This is a genomic window from Streptomyces parvus (assembly GCF_014648875.1).
Lineage (GTDB): Bacteria > Actinomycetota > Actinomycetes > Streptomycetales > Streptomycetaceae > Streptomyces > Streptomyces parvus.
This window is the reverse complement of sequence record NZ_BMRY01000007.1, coordinates 217,363-234,499: the sequence shown is the minus strand read 5'-3', so window position 1 is coordinate 234,499 and position 17,137 is coordinate 217,363. Positions and strand designations below refer to the sequence as shown.

Annotated in this window: 28 protein-coding genes; 3 read left to right on the top strand and 25 right to left on the bottom strand. The window is 68.8% G+C overall.

The window, feature by feature from the left end:
* Positions 1-2: 2 nt before the first annotated feature.
* From IE140_RS22645 to IE140_RS22545, 21 genes are all read right to left on the bottom strand, one after another.
* Positions 3-884 carry an NAD-dependent epimerase/dehydratase family protein gene (locus IE140_RS22645; RefSeq protein ID WP_150193303.1) on the bottom strand — a complete coding sequence of 294 codons (882 nt, stop codon included), beginning with the start codon at positions 882-884 and terminating at the stop codon, positions 3-5.
* A 142-nt stretch (positions 885-1,026) separates the two neighbouring features.
* Positions 1,027-1,620 (bottom strand): class I SAM-dependent methyltransferase, encoded by a 594-nt coding sequence (locus tag IE140_RS22640; RefSeq protein ID WP_150193304.1) that lies wholly within the window; start codon positions 1,618-1,620, stop codon positions 1,027-1,029.
* A 169-nt stretch (positions 1,621-1,789) separates the two neighbouring features.
* Positions 1,790-2,500, bottom strand: coding sequence for a glycosyltransferase family 2 protein (locus IE140_RS22635; protein ID WP_150193305.1), 711 nt, complete (start codon positions 2,498-2,500; stop codon positions 1,790-1,792).
* Between the two features lie 13 nt (positions 2,501-2,513).
* On the bottom strand, positions 2,514-4,718 hold the full coding sequence (locus IE140_RS22630; protein WP_229826873.1) for a glycerophosphodiester phosphodiesterase family protein: 2,205 nt from the start codon (positions 4,716-4,718) through the stop codon (positions 2,514-2,516).
* 185 nt (positions 4,719-4,903) lie between these two features.
* The gene (locus IE140_RS22625) at positions 4,904-5,188 is read right to left on the bottom strand and encodes a hypothetical protein (protein WP_150193306.1); all 285 of its coding nucleotides are present in this window, start codon (positions 5,186-5,188) and stop codon (positions 4,904-4,906) included.
* 134 nt (positions 5,189-5,322) lie between these two features.
* Positions 5,323-5,913, bottom strand: coding sequence for a GIY-YIG nuclease family protein (locus IE140_RS22620; protein ID WP_150193307.1), 591 nt, complete (start codon positions 5,911-5,913; stop codon positions 5,323-5,325).
* Positions 5,914-5,997: 84 nt separating this feature from the next.
* Positions 5,998-6,408, bottom strand: a complete 411-nt coding sequence (locus IE140_RS22615) for a hypothetical protein (protein ID WP_150193308.1) — start codon at positions 6,406-6,408, stop codon at positions 5,998-6,000.
* A complete protein-coding gene (locus tag IE140_RS22610) occupies positions 6,405-7,223 on the bottom strand; it encodes a hypothetical protein (RefSeq protein WP_150193309.1) in 819 nt (272 codons plus the stop codon). The genes IE140_RS22615 and IE140_RS22610 overlap by 4 nt, the downstream gene beginning before the upstream one ends.
* Before the next feature lie 143 nt (positions 7,224-7,366).
* Entirely contained in the window at positions 7,367-7,648 is a 282-nt protein-coding gene (locus tag IE140_RS22605; protein WP_150193310.1) for a hypothetical protein, read from the bottom strand.
* The gene (locus IE140_RS22600; RefSeq protein ID WP_167533432.1) at positions 7,645-7,788 is read right to left on the bottom strand and encodes a hypothetical protein; all 144 of its coding nucleotides are present in this window, start codon (positions 7,786-7,788) and stop codon (positions 7,645-7,647) included. Before IE140_RS22600 ends, IE140_RS22605 begins: the two co-directional genes overlap by 4 nt.
* On the bottom strand, positions 7,788-7,976 hold the full coding sequence (locus tag IE140_RS22595; protein ID WP_150193311.1) for a hypothetical protein: 189 nt from the start codon (positions 7,974-7,976) through the stop codon (positions 7,788-7,790). The genes IE140_RS22600 and IE140_RS22595 overlap by 1 nt, the downstream gene beginning before the upstream one ends.
* Before the next feature lie 139 nt (positions 7,977-8,115).
* Positions 8,116-8,262, bottom strand: a complete 147-nt coding sequence (locus tag IE140_RS22590) for a hypothetical protein (protein ID WP_167533433.1) — start codon at positions 8,260-8,262, stop codon at positions 8,116-8,118.
* Between the two features lie 52 nt (positions 8,263-8,314).
* Entirely contained in the window at positions 8,315-8,530 is a 216-nt protein-coding gene (locus tag IE140_RS22585) for a hypothetical protein (RefSeq protein WP_150193312.1), read from the bottom strand.
* 173 nt (positions 8,531-8,703) lie between these two features.
* Complete coding sequence (locus IE140_RS22580) at positions 8,704-8,928, bottom strand: hypothetical protein (protein WP_150193313.1); 225 nt, start codon at positions 8,926-8,928, stop codon at positions 8,704-8,706.
* Between the two features lie 61 nt (positions 8,929-8,989).
* Positions 8,990-9,202 carry a hypothetical protein gene (locus IE140_RS22575; RefSeq protein ID WP_150193314.1) on the bottom strand — a complete coding sequence of 71 codons (213 nt, stop codon included), beginning with the start codon at positions 9,200-9,202 and terminating at the stop codon, positions 8,990-8,992.
* A gap of 4 nt (positions 9,203-9,206) precedes the next feature.
* Complete coding sequence (locus IE140_RS22570) at positions 9,207-9,449, bottom strand: hypothetical protein (protein ID WP_150193315.1); 243 nt, start codon at positions 9,447-9,449, stop codon at positions 9,207-9,209.
* Positions 9,446-9,616, bottom strand: a complete 171-nt coding sequence (locus IE140_RS22565; protein WP_167372611.1) for a hypothetical protein — start codon at positions 9,614-9,616, stop codon at positions 9,446-9,448. Before IE140_RS22565 ends, IE140_RS22570 begins: the two co-directional genes overlap by 4 nt.
* Positions 9,617-9,730: 114 nt before the next feature.
* Positions 9,731-10,180, bottom strand: a complete 450-nt coding sequence (locus tag IE140_RS22560) for a hypothetical protein (protein ID WP_150193316.1) — start codon at positions 10,178-10,180, stop codon at positions 9,731-9,733.
* The gene (locus IE140_RS22555) at positions 10,177-10,458 is read right to left on the bottom strand and encodes a hypothetical protein (RefSeq protein ID WP_150193317.1); all 282 of its coding nucleotides are present in this window, start codon (positions 10,456-10,458) and stop codon (positions 10,177-10,179) included. The genes IE140_RS22560 and IE140_RS22555 overlap by 4 nt, the downstream gene beginning before the upstream one ends.
* Positions 10,459-10,481: 23 nt before the next feature.
* Positions 10,482-10,664 (bottom strand): hypothetical protein, encoded by a 183-nt coding sequence (locus tag IE140_RS22550; RefSeq protein WP_150193318.1) that lies wholly within the window; start codon positions 10,662-10,664, stop codon positions 10,482-10,484.
* An 821-nt stretch (positions 10,665-11,485) separates the two neighbouring features.
* The gene (locus IE140_RS22545; protein WP_150193319.1) at positions 11,486-11,866 is read right to left on the bottom strand and encodes a hypothetical protein; all 381 of its coding nucleotides are present in this window, start codon (positions 11,864-11,866) and stop codon (positions 11,486-11,488) included.
* 109 nt (positions 11,867-11,975) lie between these two features.
* On the opposite strand from IE140_RS22545, the gene IE140_RS22540 reads away from it, so the two are divergent.
* From IE140_RS22540 to IE140_RS22535, 3 genes are read left to right on the top strand one after another with little or no spacing between them, the layout of a single operon-like run.
* Positions 11,976-12,203 carry a hypothetical protein gene (locus IE140_RS22540; protein WP_150193320.1) on the top strand — a complete coding sequence of 76 codons (228 nt, stop codon included), beginning with the start codon at positions 11,976-11,978 and terminating at the stop codon, positions 12,201-12,203.
* Positions 12,200-12,310, top strand: coding sequence for a DUF6221 family protein (locus tag IE140_RS36790; protein ID WP_229826872.1), 111 nt, complete (start codon positions 12,200-12,202; stop codon positions 12,308-12,310). The genes IE140_RS22540 and IE140_RS36790 overlap by 4 nt, the downstream gene beginning before the upstream one ends.
* A gap of 43 nt (positions 12,311-12,353) precedes the next feature.
* Positions 12,354-12,536 (top strand): hypothetical protein, encoded by a 183-nt coding sequence (locus IE140_RS22535; protein ID WP_150196487.1) that lies wholly within the window; start codon positions 12,354-12,356, stop codon positions 12,534-12,536.
* A gap of 33 nt (positions 12,537-12,569) precedes the next feature.
* On the opposite strand, the gene IE140_RS22530 is transcribed toward IE140_RS22535, so the two are convergent.
* The 4 genes from IE140_RS22530 to IE140_RS22515 form a co-directional block, all read right to left on the bottom strand.
* On the bottom strand, positions 12,570-12,812 hold the full coding sequence (locus IE140_RS22530) for a hypothetical protein (protein WP_150196488.1): 243 nt from the start codon (positions 12,810-12,812) through the stop codon (positions 12,570-12,572).
* Between the two features lie 13 nt (positions 12,813-12,825).
* Positions 12,826-13,305 (bottom strand): hypothetical protein, encoded by a 480-nt coding sequence (locus tag IE140_RS22525; RefSeq protein WP_150196489.1) that lies wholly within the window; start codon positions 13,303-13,305, stop codon positions 12,826-12,828.
* Between the two features lie 231 nt (positions 13,306-13,536).
* Positions 13,537-15,747, bottom strand: coding sequence for an FtsK/SpoIIIE domain-containing protein (locus tag IE140_RS22520; RefSeq protein ID WP_150196490.1), 2,211 nt, complete (start codon positions 15,745-15,747; stop codon positions 13,537-13,539).
* Positions 15,744-17,132, bottom strand: a complete 1,389-nt coding sequence (locus tag IE140_RS22515; RefSeq protein WP_150196491.1) for a hypothetical protein — start codon at positions 17,130-17,132, stop codon at positions 15,744-15,746. The genes IE140_RS22520 and IE140_RS22515 overlap by 4 nt, the downstream gene beginning before the upstream one ends.
* Positions 17,133-17,137: the final 5 nt, after the last annotated feature.

Genomic DNA, 17,137 nt, shown 5'->3' with positions numbered 1-17,137 from the left:
CGTCAGGAGTCGAGTGCCCGCCGGATGCCCTCTTCCAGGGTCACCGTGGGCTGGTAGAAGCCGAGCATTTGTGTCGGGTCGCACACCCGGTGATGCACCCCCTGCGGGGCGCCGGGCAGGTGTTTGATGCGCGGGGTGTAGCCGGCGGCTTGGGTGACGTAGCCGGCGAGCTGGTCGAAGCTGGTGGCCCGGCCCCAGCCGAGGTTGACGGGGCCGGTGATGTCGTGGTCGATGGCGGCGAGGGTGGCCCCGACGATGTCGTCTACGTGGATCCAGTCGCGGGTTGAGCTGCCGTCGCCCCAGACTTCGAAGGGGTCTTCGCGGCGTTTGGCCCGGCCGATGAAGGCGGGGAACGGGTAGCAGTCGTCTTGATCGGCCCCGTACCCGGACATGGGCCGGAGGACGTGGACGCGGCATCCTTCGGCTTCGGTGTACTGGGCGAGCCGTTCCCCCGTCACCTTGGCGAGGCCGTAGCTGGCGTCCGGGAGGCGGAAGTTGTCCAGGTCGATGTCGTCTTCGACAAGCCGGTGGATGTCGCCGGGCTGCTGAAGCTCAACGGGGTAGGCGGCGCTGCTGCTGAAGAACACGGCGCGCGGTGTTCCGGTGCGCACCAACCACTGGAAATACCAGGCGTCGAGGGCAAGGTTGGTGGCGACGGCGAGCGGGGAGCCGTCGATGCTGGCCCGGCCGCCGACGTTCGCCGCCGCGTGAATCGCGAGGTCGAAGCGCTCGTTGTCGCGGCGGAAGAAGTCGAGGGCGTCACCGCTGTGAGCGAGGGGAGTCGGGTTGAGGTCGATACCGAACACCTGGTCGCCTCGGTCGAGCAGCGCCCGGTGCAGGTGCCGCCCGATGAAGCCTGACGCTCCGCTGAGGAGGACGCGCATCAGTCACCCTCCTCGTCGGTTGCGGCGCATGGGCAGGGTTCGAAGCTGGGGCACTCGCAGGGCAGCCCGTAGCTGTCAGTTCCGGTGCAGGGCCCGTTGGGGTGCTGGTCGGCTTCGTGATGACAGGTACATCTGCGCGAGGTCACGGCTTGATGGCCCGGTAGACGCCCCACGGTAGGTCGCTGTCGACGGGCTCCAGCCCGATGGCGGCGCACGCTTCGTCTTGTTGTTCGCGGGACCAGGTGGTGACGCCGATCCAGCCGTCGGTCTCGGCGGGCGTCTCGGAGAGCGGCCAGTCGAGGACGAGGATCCCGCCGAGCTTGGTCGCCGCCCGGAGCCGCCCGATGATGTGCAGGCAGTCGGTGTAGCTGTGGTGGATGAGGACGGCGAGGCTGTAGACGGCGTCCATGCGGCGCCGTCCGAGGTGCCCGGCGATGCCGTCAGCGTCGGCCTGGGCTGTGGCGATGTCGGGGTCGCGTTCGCCGAGCCGGTCGAGCATCCGTTGGGAGGCGTCGACGGCGGTCACCTCGAACCCGAGTCCGGCCATGGGGATGGCGACGCGACCGTCCCCGCACCCGAAGTCGAGCACCTTCGCCCCGTCGGGGATGACCGACGCGAGCATGGCGGCCTGGCCCTTCCCGGACTCCCAGTAGGCGTCCTCGGACACGTTCCGCAGGGGGTGGATTGCGGTGGGGTCGGCCTGGTCCCACGCCCGGATGACGTCGTCGGCGGTCACGATGCCCCCTTCTTCTCAGGGGCCGGAGCTCCCGGAGGGTAGCCGCAGCCTTCAAACCAGGCACCGCAGGTGCATTCGTGCGGCATGGGGTGGTCAGGGGCCAGAGAGCAGACGCAGGTCTCGCCGCCTTCCTTCCAGATGGGGCCCACCCACCAACCGCAAGGCTGATTCACGACGCCTCCTCGACAAGCTTCCGGAGCTTGGCCAGATCGGTGTCGAGCCCGCCGCTGTCCCGGTAGTCGTAGTAGGCGGCGCTGTCGGCCGACACCTGCTCCGGGCTGTTGCACTCCTCGTAGCCCTGGTCGACCTCCGCCTTCTCTGCGGCCGGGTGCAGGTGCTCGATGACCATGTCGTCGAGGTAGGTGATCCGTGCCATGCCCCGGCCCCACTCCAGCCAGCACAGGTCCAGGCACAGGTGCACCAGGGCCGGAGGGCTGAAGTAGCCGAGGGTGCGCACGATGTCGGAGGTCATGGCGACCGCCGTCGGCATCCGCTCCCCCATCAGCAGGTCGTTGCCGTACACGATCCCCGGCCCGCCGGACAGGCACTCCCGGATCCGCGCATCCCACGGCATGGCTGCCGGGCGCGGCCGGTGGTCGTCGCCGAGGAACGCCAGGTAGCGGTACTTCTTCGCCGCCTTGACCGCCTGCTGGTTCAGGGTGCCGCACAGCCGGAGGCGCTTCCCGTAGACGAACCGGAAGCGCCCGTCGCCCTTCAGCTTCGCGGCCTCGCGCTTGTACGCGTCGAGCTCCGGGTCGTCGTTGTCGACGGCGAACAGCAGGTCTGCGGTCGCCCCCGTCTCGTCCCACGCCTGCACGAGCGCGGGCATCGCTTGGGGGCGTCCTCGGGTCGGGATGATGACGAGCAGATCGTCGGCCATGGCGCGGGCCCTTCTACAGCTGGGTGATGATCAGATTCCGCCAGTAGGGGCGGGTGTTGAGGTCGGTGATGCTGCCGTTCGACAGCCCGTGATACCCGCCCCGGTAGGTGGTGTCCGCGATGGGCCCGGTGGTCCACCCGGTGCTGTCCGTGCGGCGCAGCTCGACCGTGGTCGGGGTGACGTTGATCTGGAACGAAATCGCACCGTCCGCGACAGGCGCGGTGGTCGCGATGGTGCTGCCGATCTGCGTTCCCGCCGTAACCCCGGGGGTGTGCCGGTACAGCTGCATGTCCCCCGACGCACGCATCACCACGTGATACCCGCCGGTGGTGTTCGCCGTACCGAACCGGTACGCGTCGTCGCTCGCCTTGCCGAAGTAGTAGCCTCCGTGGACCGTTGCCCCGGGCAGGACCTTGTACTTCATGTCGAACGCGATCCGGTAGCCGGCCGCGCTGCCCTGGATGGGGCTGTAGGTGCCGAGCCCGTAGGACTGGTTCGGCAGGGCGTTGATGCTGACCCAGCCGGCGTCCGCACCTTCCCCGAACACGAGGGCGTAGGCGGTGTCGTAGTCCAGGGTGGGGGTGCCGCCGGACTCTTTCACAGCGAGCCCCCACCGGCTGAAGGTGCGCTGGGGGACGCTGGTGGACACGTACCGGGGGTCGGACGACATCATTCCGACGACACCCAGCCCGGTGAGCCGGGCGACCTGGCTGCGCCGGTAGACGGGCCAGGCGAAGACCGGCTTGCCACGGGCTACAACCTGCTGGATGCGCTGGTCGGTGAACGTGGTCGAGACGCCCCAGTAGTCCACCATGGAGTCCTTGCCGTCCATGGTGGCGTCGGTGGTGTTGGAGTCGAGGTACACCCACGTCCGGTAGCCGCGGGCTTTCGCCCACGGCAGGGACAGGGTGCCGATGTGCGCTTTCCAGATCACCGACCGCGGGGCGTGCGGGTACGAGGTGTCGAGCAACGTCTGGCAGGGCACGACGGCGTCGTTACCCTTCGGCTCCAACAGGATCGGGATCTTCCCGAGGAACTCGTCGAGAACCTGCCGCAGGGGCACCATCCGCTGGTCGGTCCACCCCGGCCCCAGCAGGGTCCGCCCGTTGGTGAGGACGGCCTGGCCGACCTCCTCCGTTGTGTACGTGTTCAGGGCCCCGGTCTGGTACGTGGTCCGGTCCAGGGTGAGGTCGTGGAGGCACCACAACTCGCCGGACGCGTCCACGTTCACGGACACCTCCAGGGGAAACCCCATGGCGGCAGTGGACCGGTAGCCGACCAGGGTGTGCTCAGGCCGCACCATGCCACCGCCGCGGTGTCCGAAGAACCGCGGATCCGACGGGGTGGCGCCGGCCAGGTAGGCGTCGACGGTCTGGATGGCGTTCGGTAGGTACAGGGCGGCGGCCGACGAGGCGGCGGTGGACACTGCCGCGGTCTGCGCGTTGCCTGCCTTCGTGGTGGCGTCGCTGCTGGCTGCACTGATCGCCGCGCTTTGCGCGCCGGCGGCCTTGGTGGTGGCGTCCGTTGCTGCGGCTGCGATGGCGGCGGCCTGTGCGGCGCTCGCCTTCGCCGTGGCATCGGCGGCGGCTGCGCTGATCGCTGCCGTCTGGGCCGAGTTCGCTTTGGTCGTGGCGTCGCTGGCCGCGGTGTTGATGGCGGCGGTGCGCGCCGCAGTCGCGGAGCCGGCCGGGTCATATGCCGCGTTGGCGCGGGTGATTTCGGCGGCGAGGGCGTCGTCGGTGTACTGCTCGGCGTCCGCGTTGCTGCCGTCTACGCCGGGCTCTCCCTGCGGCCCGGGTTCGCCGTCGGCACCTGCGGGGCCAGCTGGCCCTTCCGGTCCTTCGGGCCCGGTGATGACGACGTAGTCGCCGTCGGACGGGGTGGCCGGGGTGATGGCGGGGAGCTTGACTTCGGGTGCGGCGGCGGGGAGTTCGATGGTGAATTCGTCGCCGGGCGCGTCGGGGAACGCGATCTTCACTTGGTAGGTGAAGTTCTCCGGGTTGATGCCAGGGGCGTCGGTCGCCAGGACGGTGAGGGTGACGCGCCCGTCGTTGCCGATCTTCTGCTTGGCTCGGCCCTGGATGGTGAGCCCGCTGTCGGCGGCCACGACCTTCCCGGGGGTGGGGGTGACGCTGACGGAGCCCTTCATCGGGGATCCGTCGGGGTGGGTGTAGGTGCCGGTGAGGGTGACGGTGGGGAGGTCGTCGGGCAGTGCCATGGCGGCCTCCCCTCGCGGTTTGTGGCCCCGCCGTCGAACGGGGGAGGTGTCGACGGCGGGGTCACGGCGAGGCTGGGGGCCTCGGGTCTGTGTCCGCCCGGACCCTCGACCGGGCGGACAGAGTGGGCCGAGCGCAGTGGCGCATCAAGGCCCGACCTGCGCCCACCAGCGCAGGGGATCAGGGGTTAGGCGGCGTGGACATGTGGGCCACGGCTATTGAGCCACGGCGTGGGGTGCCTGTGGGCGGCCCCGCCCTCAGCCGCCTGCTTGACTGTGGGCAGATGGAAGATCGGCCCTGCCGGGCCGGTGAAGACCGGTTCGATCTTCTTACGGCTTACCCAGACCTGGATGGTTCCGGGTTTCACCCCGGCGGCCAGTGCTGCCGCCTCCCGGTCTCCGAGTTGACGTTCGCCGCTCTCGACGCTGGCAAAGTGGATCTCGTCCGCGGGCGGGTTGGGGTAGGCGACCACAGCACCTCCCATAGGTACGCGAAAACCCCCGCCGGATGCTTCACGGCGGGGGTCTCAGTGGCTTTTGTGACGGAGGTTTCGAGCCTCAATTACGGAAGATACAGTCCCGTTGATCTGCTGGCAAGTAGATCCAGTCAACCCGTTATGGGCCCGGCGCCGTCAGCCTTCCTCAGCTCATTGATCAGCTTCAGCAGTTCGGGTCCGGGCTCGAACCATTCGCCGTGCCGCCGCAGTGAGGCGAACCGCTTGTGCATGCGCGCCTCTTCGCTATAGCTGCCGGGGGTTTTGGCCAGGATCACCGCGTTGAGTACGGCGGCCCGCTGCTTGAGGTGGTACGTCGTGCCGATCTTGATGAGCCTCTCGCGCTGCATGAAGTACACCCAGGGCTGCGTAAACTCCGGGCTGACGCGCGCGTAGCTGTCGAGCGGGCGCGACCATTCGTCGCCGTTCAGGCTTCGCGCCTCGACCCAACCCTTCATCACGCCCTTGGCGCTTTCGTGCACGACGAGCCGCGCCGTCTCCTTCTCGTGCTCGTGGCATAGCTGGATGGGGTCGGCGGTGGTGGCGAGGATGCTGCATCCCTTGAACCAGCACACGCGCTTGTCGGGCTCGGTGATGGCGGCGTAGATGCGGGCGCCACAGCCGCAGCGGTAGTGCCTAGCGCCTCTTCGGTTCTCTGGCGCCATGGTTCGCCCGCAACCGCAGCGGACGGTAAGTTGCTGCATGTCGATCTCCTGCTTAGGTCGACCATGCCCCGGGAGGTCTAGCCACCTCGCCGGGGTCTCAACTGCCCCAATTCTACCGAGCTTTCATGCTCTGGCCTTGCTTTGCGCTGGCAGTTCTGGGGGTGCCTGCCAGCACTGGTCGGTGCAGGTTTCGCCGCTGTCGTGGGGTAGCCCGGCATCGTCGAACCTTGAGAAGGGGACGCCCTTCGCCGCATTGAGGAACCAGGTTCCTTTCTCTGCGAGCCAGGATCCGTTGATGGTGGAGCCGTGCTCGATGAGGCCTGCGGTATCGAGTGTGGACATGACGATGTGGTGGGCGGGGCCGCCTCCGGTGAGCTCCTGGGCTTTCTCCCAGCGCTGCTCTTCGTAGAGGGGGCAGAGTTGGAGCAGGTCTCGGACGAGGTCGTAGGCGCCTTCGGGGTCGCCGCATCCGCAGAGCCCGAGGTCGACATAGAAGATCTGGTTGAGGTGTTCAAGCCGGTCCTGCTTGTTCATGCCGCGACCCCCGCGTCTTCCCGCAGTACGGCGTCTTGCTGTTCCCGCAGCTGCTTCCACTCCCCCAGCGTTTCCCACCGTGCCCCGCAGGCCCCGCAGTGGACGCGGTGGCTGCTGGCGGTGGCGGTGAGGTCAGCCCGGCACAGGTTGCCGTCGTCGCCCCGGGTGGGGCATCGACCGATCTGAACGCGTCCGGGCCGGTGTTCGTTGGCGGCCACAGCAACGCATTCGGCGTGGAGGCGGCGGAGGTCGTCGATGTCCTGACCGACCGACTCGTAGCTCGACACCGCCCACGGCAGGTTGTTGGCCAGGAACGTGAGGTGCCCGGGGACGGCACTGCTGGCGGTTTGGGTGCGCCAGTGCGGGTAGACCCGGTCGCCCTTCACCGGCCGCCCAACCTGGGTGCGCCCGGCGGCGTCCCGGGTGACAGGGAACGTCGTCCGCCCCTCCACCGTCGGCGACGTCTCCCAGCCGAGGGCTTGCCGCCACGAGTCCTCGATGGCCTGCAACCGGGTGGCGACTCCCCCGTTCGCGGTGAGAGCCAACACTTCGAGGCGCGGGGGTATCGGCGGGGTACGGGAACCAGACGTGGCACCGCCGGGCCGGCGGGCACCGCGCATCAGGGTGGCGGTTTCGTTGAGCAGGCGGAACAGCGGCCCGAGTTCGGCGAGACGCTTGGCCGTCTGGTCCTCGCAGGGGCGACAAACGAGTCGCCCTACTTCTGCGGCCCAGAGCTTGTGGCTGCGCGCCCCAGTTTCGGGTCCTGCGGCGCATGTGGGCCACGAGTAGCTGTCGTCGTCATAGTTGTCGTGCACAGCGGCTCCTCGTGGTGGGTGCGGGAAGCAAGTGGCTTGTAGGCCAATTGTGCGCTGGCGGGATGACAACCCTGGGCCAATGGTGGTCTCGGCGCGCCTCGGGCCCGCCTGCTGGTTCAGGACGGGCCCAGGGTGGGGGATGGCTAGGCGTTGCGGAGGATCTGGTAGCGGCGTTCGGCTTCGGGGTGGCGGTCGTTTAGGGTGCCTTCGCCGTGCTGGTCGCAGTAGTGGGAGTCCTCTTCGCTGCCGGGGTAGAGGAAGCAGTGGCCGTGGGCTTCGACGCGGGGGCAGCATCCACAGGTGGCCTCGCAGCAGTCGTCCTCGCCGTGGATGTGGTCAGGGTCCGGTGGTTCGCAGTCGGCGCACCGGTCGCCGGTGCAGTACGGCTCGGCGGCCCCGTCGCGGGTCTGTCCGGGCTGGATCATCGCGGGGGCTCCTCGCACTCGTGGTCCTCGTCGAGACGCAGTCCGTCGTCCTCGTCCCACCAGCCGTCTCCGGATGCGCCGCAGGTACCGCACTCCCAGCGCCCGGCGAGGCTGATCCCGGCGTATCCGTGGTCGGTCATCAGCCCTGCTCCTCGGCGGTGTCGAGGTTTACGCAGACTTGCGTGTCCAGCTCCGGGCTGTACCCGCAGTAGCCGGTGTCCCCCATACATGTGGGTACGCCGTCTTCGTCGGAGGGGCAGGCCATTCTGTGCACCCCGTTCGGGTAGAAGTAGGACGCCTTCAGGTCGGCGCGCTCCTGCGGTTCCACGGTGTTCTCCTTCGGGTTGTGGGCCGCCGTGCCGTACACAGCGGCCCAGGGGCGGTTAGGACGTGCGGTTGGCGGCTCGCTGGATCCAGGATGCGATGGTGGCGACGGTGGACCAGTCCTGGCCGGGGGACTCTGTGAGTCAGTCCACGATGCGGTGGTCGTAGTCGCCGAGGTCGACGCTGGCGTCGGCGAGTACGGCGAGCATCTGCTGGTGTTGGTCCGGCCCGGAGACGAAGCCGCGAGGAGCTGTGTGGACGGGGCCCATGGGTACAGGGTCGGGAGTCATGGCCGGTCCTCCTTGCGACGAATGATGGTGGCGGCGGCGAGGAGCGGGCACGTCACAGCAGTCCCTCGAATCTCCCGAACGGGGCCTTCGTTGATGATGGTTTCGGCGGGGCGGTGATCGCGTTGTCGGGGAGCCGGCTGCGGAAGTGCGCGGGGATCTCGCCCTGGCACATGACGTCGTTCGATGTGATGGTGCGCCCGTCGTGGAGCCGGAACGTCCACAGGGCTCCCCCGAACCCCAGAGTTGAAGGCGGACTGGTTCGGTCCATGGGCTTGATGATGTAGTGCCAGCCGTTGACTCTGGCCACCGGGGCGGCGGCGTCCCGGCCTAGGGCGGGCGCCTCGTCCCCGTTCGCAGCCCAGCGAACCTTCTCCTCCCAGAACTCACAGGTAAAGCAAGTACCGGTCTTACAGCAGGTGCGGTGCGTAGACGTGCCGGTCATCAGGTGCTCTCCGTCTGCTGATCGACCGGAGCAGTGTCGGGGGCGACGGCCGGGAGCAGCACTTTCTCGCACGGGTTGAGTTCCCGCCCGTCGCGGTAGTACGTCGGACCTCCGTGCCAGTAGTCCGCCTGAATTCCTGCCTGCTTCAGCTGGGCTTCGGTCATCTCTCGCACAATGTGCTCGGTCGCGTCGTGCACATCGCTGGGGCGGGCGCTTTCGGTCATGGTCAGTCTCCTTCGGGTGGGGTGCAGTGTGTGAGTGTTGTTGGCTGGCCGGATGGCACTTTCAGAGGAGGTTCCCGTCGCAGTCGATGTGCTCGCCGTCCGGGGCGAGGTGGGGTCCGATGCACTCGCTGTGGTCTGGCGGCGAGGGCTGGTCGCTGAGCGCGACGCACACGAGGGCGTAGGTCTCGGCCTCGCTGGTGTGGTCGGAGGTGGCGTTCGCGTCCGGCCCGGTGATGATGACCCGCCACGGGTTCCGGGACTTCCTGGTGGTCATCGGTCTACTCCTCGTTGTCGATGCGCTGGTGTTCCCCTGACAGGCAGAGGACGCAGAACCGGGTGTCGGGCCCGGAGTGCCGGATGCGTTCCGTGCGGGCTGCCCGCCGGGCGCGCATCCGGTTCTTGATCTGGTCCTGGGTGGGCTGGGTCCAGGTGTGCCAGCCAGTTGGCGGCTTCCACTGCTGCATGTGTTCCCGCTGGTCGATGCCGCACCAGTGGCAGCCCATCGGGTTGGGTGCGGTCACTGCTGGTCGCCGCCGGTCGGGTAGTTCACGGCGCAGATCAGGTCTTGCCGGGCGTGGGTGCATTCGCCGGAGAGGCAACGGCGGGACCGGTAGCGGACGCAGCGGTTGGGTTCGTGGTCGCAGCGGTTGTTGCGGCACTCGGCGGGCAGGTACGGGTACTCGTTCATGTCATTCCTCGTTGTCGTTGTCATAGTCCTGGTCGAACCAGTGCCGGTCCCAGGCTTTGATCTCGTCCAGGGTTTCCTCCCACGGCGGCAACGGGGCCGGGGCAGGCGGCGGGGTCACTGGCTGGCCTCCGTGTTCCAGGGGGCGTTGGGGTGGGTGCAGGGGTTGTTGGTGCGCCCGCCGTCGCAGCCGGCTTTGCAGCAGGCGCAGTCCGGGCACCACTCGTCGGGCACGTCACCGCAGGTGAAGCAGGCGCCGCGGCGACGAAGCATCCTGCGGGCCGCTGCGGCGCCCGAGCGAAGGTCGCGCGTGGCGGGCGGCTGGTACTCCTGGTACGTCCGGCCTGCGCCGTCCACGTCGGGCTCGGTGGCATCGGCCAACGCCGACCCCAGTTCAGCGACACGGGCCCGGAGATCGGCCACCTCCCCGGCGAGCGTGACGGCGATCTGGTGCAGGGCCCTCTCCGTGCCGTCGTTGTACGTGGCCGTCGACCAGGTCGAGGTGCGCTCCCCGTACTGGCGGAGACGGGCCAGAGCAGCGTCCGAGGTCATCGGGGTGTCGGTCATCGGGTGCCCTTTCTGAACGTTTCGAGAGCGAGCACTTTCCGGAGCGTCGCGGTGAACTCGGCGACCGCGCCCGGCACATCAACGGCGTGCATCAGGCTCGTCGCCGCAACGACCCGGGCCGTGCCGTCAGCCGGCCGCCAGGCGATGACCGCCCGCGAACCCCACTGGCCGGCCGGGATCGCAGTCACGGTGATGAGGCCGGCGCCGACAGGGACTGTGTCGAGGACGTCGCCCAGGCGGTCGGCCGGGATGGTGGCAAGCAGCGGGTGCGGGGTCATCGGAGTCCTCCGGCTTGGGATGGTCATGCGGGGTCGCCCCACAGCCGGTTGGCGGCGATGCCGTGCGCGGCGGCCAGCAGCCGGCGGGCGGGGCGGGCGCCGAGCTCGGCGGCCATCTCGGCGTTGACCGCGGCCTCGTTGATGCCGGGGGTGAGGAGGAGGTCCGCGAGCTGCTCGGCGGTGAGCGCGGGGGCGGTGTGAATCATCGAGGTCCTTCCGGAGACAGGGCAGGGGGCGCAGGAGGCATTGGGTCGACCTGCGTGCGGGAAGCCATACGCTCGGCCTTCTTGCGGGCGTTGTATCTGCGGGAGCTCTCGGCGCTACAGGCTCGGCAGGTTCGCTGCCCGCGGCTGTACTTGGTGTTTGCCTCGTCGTAGGCGTGCCCTTGCGGGCAGTGAGTTCGATCGGCTGGCGGCGGGCGCAGAACGCGACCTTCCTGCTCGGCCTTTGCCAGTCTCAAGCGTCGATCAGATTCGCGATGGCAGACGTAACAGGCCCTGCCACCCCCACGCCGCTCGTAGAGGTCGGGCCCTTCCAGGCGGTGACCGTTGACGCACTCGGTCCTGACGGCATGTTCAGCCGCCCACGAAAGACTCGTGAGGGTGTTCTCGCGGGGAGTCACGGGCTTCAAGTGCATCGGGTTGACGCACCGTCGGTGCAAACACGTCCCCCCGCCGGCACACTGGCTCGCTGCGATTGCTCGCGTGTGGCATTGGTGGTCGAGGTGCAGGCCCTCGGCGATCGGACCTTGCAACGCTAGGTAGGCAAAGCGGTGAGCCCCGAGTGAGATCCGCTGGACCTTGAAGAATCCGTAGCCAGCCGGGCCGAGGCTGGCAGTCCATCGCCAGCAGCCGTCGGTCGAGATTTCTATCTTCTCGGCGAAGCGCCGGATGACCTGCTGGGTTACGAGCCGTTCGGACCCGTTGGCCATAGTGATCGCCTTCGGGGTCCAGTTGTCTACAAGTTCGCGTAGTTCGTCGTGCATCGTCCATCCACTCCTGGGGTGGCCAAAGGGAATGAAGTTGGTTTAGGCGGCCTCCGCAAGGTCGGACTGGACTAGGTGACGGGTGCGGGCGTAGCTAGCGACTGCGGCATGCAATGCCTGGTCACCGGGCCGGTATGCAAAGACGTGCACGTAGCGGCCGCGGGCGTTGCAGATCCACACGCGCACCGGCTCGCCGCGCCCGTCCGCCCGGTGCGCCTTCACCACGTGCTTACCGAAGGGAGATCCGTAGCGGTCGATGAACTCGTCGTCGAGGCCAAGGCCGGTGAGGTAGGTGCTGACCCGGATGAGGGTGCCGGCGTCGACGGCGACGGCGATGAGGCCGGAGAGGCACCGGTAGCGGAGGGCCTTCGCGGTGTGGCGGGCGGCGGTGTGGATGCGGGCGATACGGCGACTGATGTTCACGGGTCCCCCTCGTTCGTTCTTGTGGCCACAGCGTAGTACGCACTGTGGCCACATAGCAACACCTGTGGGACCATTACTGTGGCCACAAAGCAACCCACAAGGAGGACCCGTGACGCCAGCAAAGGCTCCGTCGAACTACCGGAAGTTCCGCGCACCCACTGACCTGTGGAAACGCTTCGGCGACGCAGTCGAAGCCAGCCCCGATCCCGAGGCCGACATGTCGAAGGTGCTCCGCCAATTCCTCCGCTGGTACGTCCACGAGGGCGGCGCCAAGCAGCCCGACAGGCCAGCAGCGGGCTCATGGTCGACACCCGGCGGATCCGAGGAAGCCTCATGAACGTCGCCGAGGTCGACGCCCTTGCCGCCGCGCACTACTGGTCGATCAAGGCCCTCGCCGCCGTCTACGCCGACCACCCGGACTACCTTTCGGAGTGGCGGCCTTAACCGTTCCCGCCCGCCACCCCCACTCCCCCGGCAGAATGCCCCCATGGCGAGGTTCACGGTCCACGGCCGCACCCAGCAGGAATGCCAGCAGGCGTTGGATGAGCTGCGCCGGCTGCTGGACGTCGAGGTGACCCTGCCGCCCACGGACCGGCTCGGTGGAGCATGGATCGCCCGCGCAACACGCAAGGCCCCGGACCAAGAGGTCCGGGGCCTTGTTGTGCGGTGAACCGGTGAGGCAACTGCGGAGGCGTGACAGCCGTCAGAGGTCGAAGCGCTCAGCTACGTCCGGTGCGGTCTCCAGGCGGGTGAGGCTCTGCCGTCCGTCGTGAGGCCAGATCCAGCAGGTTCGCGGTCCGGTGTAGTAGGAGTGCCCGGCGCGGTTGTCTTCGACGAGGTGGGCGGCCAGGTCGGCGGTGTCGGGGTCTGGTCCGGCGGTGATGACGCCGGAGCTCATGCGGCGGCCGTTGTCGGCGCTCTGGATCAGGTAGGCGAAGCGGGGCATGCAGATGGTCCTCTCAGTTGTGGTTCCGGGTGTTGGCGATGACGCCGCGGGTGGTGCTGGTGACGGTGCGGGTGTCGTGGTGGACGTTGCCGTAGTAGTTCTGCACGACGGGCTGGGCGGCCTGGTTGGCGTCCTTGACCTTCGCGACGAGCCGGGCCACGGCGAGGGCTGCGACGGCCGGCGAGCCGAGGATGATGCCGAGGGTGAGCGGCTCGACCTGGCCGACGATCCACAGGGCCCCACCGATGGGCAGCGAGGCGACGGACACGGCCTTGAGGACTCCGCTGACGTCGATCGCCCACTGCGACATCGGAGGCTGACCCGGCTGCGGTACGGGCGGTGTGTCGCCGACCGCGGGGAGCTCCGTGTCGTCCCGGTGGTAGGTGGCCATCTCCTCCAGGAGGACGGTCTCGACGGCGTGGGCGAGCTTGCGGACTTCGGCACGGTCGGTGGGGTCGGGCTGCCCGGCGACGGGCTGCTCGGGCAGCTGCATGAGAGGGCTCCTTCGAAGTGAGTACGGGGGTGCTGGACCCTGCCTGGACCGTGCCCGGCGGTCATGTTTCCGCAGGTGGCGACCCTGCCCGGCCCCTGCCTGGTCGGGCTGGGTGCGGTTCCGGTCCTGGGTGACCCTGCCCGGACGGGGCAGGGTCGGGGCAGGGTGCTCGGTTCGTTGACCTGCGGTGACGCGAGTCCGGGCAGGGTCGGGACAGGGTACAAATGTGATCTATAGGGCGGCATGGAGGGCGGCGAGCTTGAACCCGCGCCCCTCCCCGCCGTCCGCCGTCGACACCTTCACGGCCTTCAGCTCGACCTCGTCGGCGTCCAGGTCGGCGGACAGAAGCTTCCCGGCCCGCGACCCGTACTGGGCGTCACTCTCCGAGTCACCCCGCTCGTACCGCTCGTCGACCGTGGCCAGGTAGGCAAAGACCTCGCCGCGGGTCGCTTCGCCGCGGCCGGTGGCGGTGACGGCTTTGACGATGTGGTCGAGGATCGTCGGCTCCTCCTCGGCCTGGACCGCGGTGCCTTTTCCGGTGGGCCCGCCGGCGACCATGCTGATGCCGGTGTCGGCCTTGAGCTGGTCTTCGATCGGGTCCGGGCAGTGCAGGGGCAGCCGGCCTATGGCCTGACGCAGCGCCATGCCCGCCTTGGCGGCCTTGCGGAGGTCGCCGCCTTCGACGTCGACGAACAGGCTGCGGGCTTCGATGAACCCGGTGTCGGGGGTGGTGAGCCAGCCGCGACCCCGGGTCGACTTGCTGTTCTCGATGTCGCTGGCGTCGTACCCGTCGCCGGCGACACCGTCGCCGAGGATGGTGTTGGACGCGGTCGCGGACTCGACGCGCATCGACCACCGGCCGTTGCAGTTGCCGCGGAGCCGGGACGGGATGACGTCGACCTTGGGGTGCTGGGTGGCGAGGACGAGGATGATGCCGACTGCGGCACCGACCGCGGCGGTCTGGGCGAGGAGTTCGACGATCTCTTCGGCGTACTGGCCGTTGAGGCCGCCCTTGACGGTGTAGGTGGCGAGCTCGTCGACGATGAGCAGCTCGATGCCGCCGAGCTCCTCCAGGAGTTCCTCGGTGGCCTTGGACACCCCCAGGTCGACGAGGATCTCCGTGCGACGCTCCAGTTCGGCAACGAGAACCTTGAGGAAGTCGCGGAGCCGTTCGGGGTTGCGGCGGACGAACGTGTCGAGGGCGGGGGCGATCCCGACGTACTCGCCGGTGCCTTTGCCGTCGAAGAGGCGGACACGGATGCGGGGGTCGAGCATGGCGCCGACGAGAATGTTCGCGACGGCCATGCCCTTCCCGGAACGGGTGGTGCCGCCAACGAGCAGCGAGTAGTCGGAGATGGTGGCGAGGATGATGCTGCCCCGCTTGTCGAAGCCCAACGGGAGCCCGTCGCGCCAGGCGTTCACCTTGTCGGTGGTCCCGATGAGCGGGTTGGTGATGGTCCGGCCAAACGGGTCGGTCATGGACACCCACAGGCTGAGGTGGTCCTCGCGGCCTTCGTGGCGGATGTCCATCTGGTGCCGGGGGATGCCAAGCGCGGATGCGAGGGGCCCGGTCTTCTTCTGGACGCCGGCGACTTCGACGCCGCCGGTGACCTCGATGTGGGCAAGCCAAGCCTTCCCGTCCTGGATGACCGGGGAGCGGAAGATGACGGCCTGGTCGCCGCGGATGATGCCGGCGTCGCGGAATGCCCGGTCGATCATGTCGTCGGTCATGCGGTCGCCGTTCCCGATCTTCGCGTCGCGGTCGTTGTAGACCTCGCCGCCCATGGTGCGCCGTCCGATCAACGCGAAGGCGAGGAGGGCGGATCCGGTGGCAATGACACCGCCGGTGCCGCCGATCAGGTAGATCCCAGCCCCCTCGGGGACCACGATCGCGGCGGCGGCGAGTGCGCCGCGCACTCCGCGCTTGGTTCGGGCGTCCTTCTGGGCCGTCTTGTACTTGCCCATGGCGGTGACGGATCCGGCGAACGCCTTCTCCATGGCGACGCGCCGCTTCTCCTTCTCCTTGCCGGGGATGAGCCGCTTGTCGTGCCCCCACTTCGCCGTCTTGTAGTCGGCCTGGGCCTGCTGGACTTCGCGCCGGGCGGTGGCGACCTGGACACCTTCGGTGCCCTGAATCCACAGGAACGTGCGCCGCACGCCCCGGAACAGCTGGGCGGTGTGCCCGTGCTCGGTGGACTGCCGGCGCACCCACCGGCGGAACGCCCGGGTGGAGTTGACCTTCCCGACGGCGGCCCGGGTGCGCCACCCGGCGGAGGTTCGCACCCACTCCGGGGTGAGAGGGGTGTCGCCGAGGAGGTCTGGGCGGTTGACGGTGTCGGCGGTCTTCTGGAGGAGCGGGCTGTCGGCCGTGTCGGAGAGGCCGGCGACGAGCCGTTCGAACTCCGGGTCGGGCGAGCTGGCGGGGGTGGTCTCGATGCTCACTTCTGCTCCTCGGTCGAGGCGTTCTTGGCGGCGATGGAGGCCTGCTTGCGGGCGGCCTGGACGTACTTCGGGGTGTCGCCGGGGCGGCGCCGGCCGGGGCGCGCAGGGGGGTTGTAGACGCGGGGCGTCTTGCCCGCCGGGATTTGCGATGCACGCTGCGACGATGCCTTGTCACCGAGGGTGCTGACGGGCTTGTTGAGGCGGGCCGCTTCGACCTTCTCGGCCGCCCTGTTTCGCATGCGGAGAATCTCGTCGGACTCTCCCGGCGGAGCGCCGTCGACGTCGAGCTTCGCCTGCTTCCAAATCGCCGGAGTGATGGCCGTTTCGCCGAGGTCTGCGGCGAGCTTCAGGGCGTGCGCGTGGACGCGGGGGAACATCTGCTTGCGGTCCGCGTCCAGCTTGTCGGCGGTGTCACGCGCGGCGTTCTCCAGGTGAGCCTGACGCTCGGCCTCGAACAGCTCCGCTGCGGCCTTCTCTTCGGCCGCCCGCTTCGCCGTCTTCTTCGCCGCGCGCCGCTCCCGCCGGGTGAGCACACCGTCACGTCGCCGGATGCGCCCGTGCTCGTGGAGGTCCCAGACCCCGGGGCCGGCGAGGGATGCGAACGCGGTGCCGAAGGCGGTGGCAGGGTCGAACGCGTCCAACCCGTGCTTGAGGTTGATCCCGGCGGCGATGAACGCAAACAGCCAGGAGACAGTGCGGTAGTGCCAGTGCGGCCGGTTCGCAGCGACAGCTGCGGCAGCGCCCTTGGTGACGACGAGCGCAGCCCCTTCGAGCATGAGCGGGGCGATCACCAACCACCATGCGTCGCGGTCCCAGAACGCGGCGATCTGCACCGGCAGGGCGACGACCGCACACACGGCGTAGAAGAAGATCGCGTACCTGCGCCACGTCTTCGTGGCCTTGGCGACGTCAGCTTCGGCAGCTGCCTCGTTCTGCTTCTGCTCCTGGTGGGCGCGCTCGTCTTCCTGCTGACCGCGCTCGGCTTCGGCACGCTCGCGGTTGGACTTGGCGATTCGAGCGTCCCGTGCGGCCTGCTCTTCGATGGCCCGCGCCTGCGCTTTGTCGTTGGCGATCTTCAGCTTCCGGGCTTCCTCAGCAGCCTTGATCTCGGCAGCCTTGGCGTCACCCTCGGCCTTGATGCGCAGGGCCTCAGCCTCTGCTTCTGCCCGGGCGCGCTGCTCCTCGGCGTCGGCGTAGGCCTTGGTGCGGATCGCGTCAGCCTTGGCCTCGGCAACGAGATCGACAGCAGGTTCAGCCGACTCGGGCTGGGGCTCGGGGACGGTGGCGACGGCCGGCTCCTCGGCAGGCGCCAGAAGCGTCTGCCACTCCGTGATCACGGGGATGCGGCGGCGGTGGCCGTTCACCTGGGGCGGGCTGGTCGTCACGACGG

Bases quoted from the DNA above. Each gene is read 5' to 3' on its own strand.
- IE140_RS22645 (WP_150193303.1), bottom strand. From the start codon at position 884: ATGCGCGTCCTCCTCAGCGGAGCGTCAGGCTTCATCGGGCGGCACCTG.
- IE140_RS22635 (WP_150193305.1), bottom strand. From the start codon at position 2,500: ATGGCCGACGATCTGCTCGTCATCATCCCGACCCGAGGACGCCCCCAA.
- IE140_RS22630 (WP_229826873.1), bottom strand. From the start codon at position 4,718: ATGGCACTGCCCGACGACCTCCCCACCGTCACCCTCACCGGCACCTAC.
- IE140_RS22620 (WP_150193307.1), bottom strand. From the start codon at position 5,913: ATGCAGCAACTTACCGTCCGCTGCGGTTGCGGGCGAACCATGGCGCCA.
- IE140_RS22615 (WP_150193308.1), bottom strand. From the start codon at position 6,408: ATGAACAAGCAGGACCGGCTTGAACACCTCAACCAGATCTTCTATGTC.
- IE140_RS22605 (WP_150193310.1), bottom strand. From the start codon at position 7,648: ATGATCCAGCCCGGACAGACCCGCGACGGGGCCGCCGAGCCGTACTGC.
- IE140_RS22600 (WP_167533432.1), bottom strand. From the start codon at position 7,788: ATGACCGACCACGGATACGCCGGGATCAGCCTCGCCGGGCGCTGGGAG.
- IE140_RS22590 (WP_167533433.1), bottom strand. From the start codon at position 8,262: ATGACTCCCGACCCTGTACCCATGGGCCCCGTCCACACAGCTCCTCGC.
- IE140_RS22585 (WP_150193312.1), bottom strand. From the start codon at position 8,530: ATGGACCGAACCAGTCCGCCTTCAACTCTGGGGTTCGGGGGAGCCCTG.
- IE140_RS22580 (WP_150193313.1), bottom strand. From the start codon at position 8,928: ATGACCGAAAGCGCCCGCCCCAGCGATGTGCACGACGCGACCGAGCAC.
- IE140_RS22575 (WP_150193314.1), bottom strand. From the start codon at position 9,202: ATGACCACCAGGAAGTCCCGGAACCCGTGGCGGGTCATCATCACCGGG.
- IE140_RS22565 (WP_167372611.1), bottom strand. From the start codon at position 9,616: ATGAACGAGTACCCGTACCTGCCCGCCGAGTGCCGCAACAACCGCTGC.
- IE140_RS22560 (WP_150193316.1), bottom strand. From the start codon at position 10,180: ATGACCGACACCCCGATGACCTCGGACGCTGCTCTGGCCCGTCTCCGC.
- IE140_RS22555 (WP_150193317.1), bottom strand. From the start codon at position 10,458: ATGACCCCGCACCCGCTGCTTGCCACCATCCCGGCCGACCGCCTGGGC.
- IE140_RS22550 (WP_150193318.1), bottom strand. From the start codon at position 10,664: ATGATTCACACCGCCCCCGCGCTCACCGCCGAGCAGCTCGCGGACCTC.
- IE140_RS36790 (WP_229826872.1), top strand. From the start codon at position 12,200: ATGAACGTCGCCGAGGTCGACGCCCTTGCCGCCGCGCACTACTGGTCG.
- IE140_RS22535 (WP_150196487.1), top strand. From the start codon at position 12,354: ATGGCGAGGTTCACGGTCCACGGCCGCACCCAGCAGGAATGCCAGCAG.
- IE140_RS22530 (WP_150196488.1), bottom strand. From the start codon at position 12,812: ATGCCCCGCTTCGCCTACCTGATCCAGAGCGCCGACAACGGCCGCCGC.
- IE140_RS22525 (WP_150196489.1), bottom strand. From the start codon at position 13,305: ATGCAGCTGCCCGAGCAGCCCGTCGCCGGGCAGCCCGACCCCACCGAC.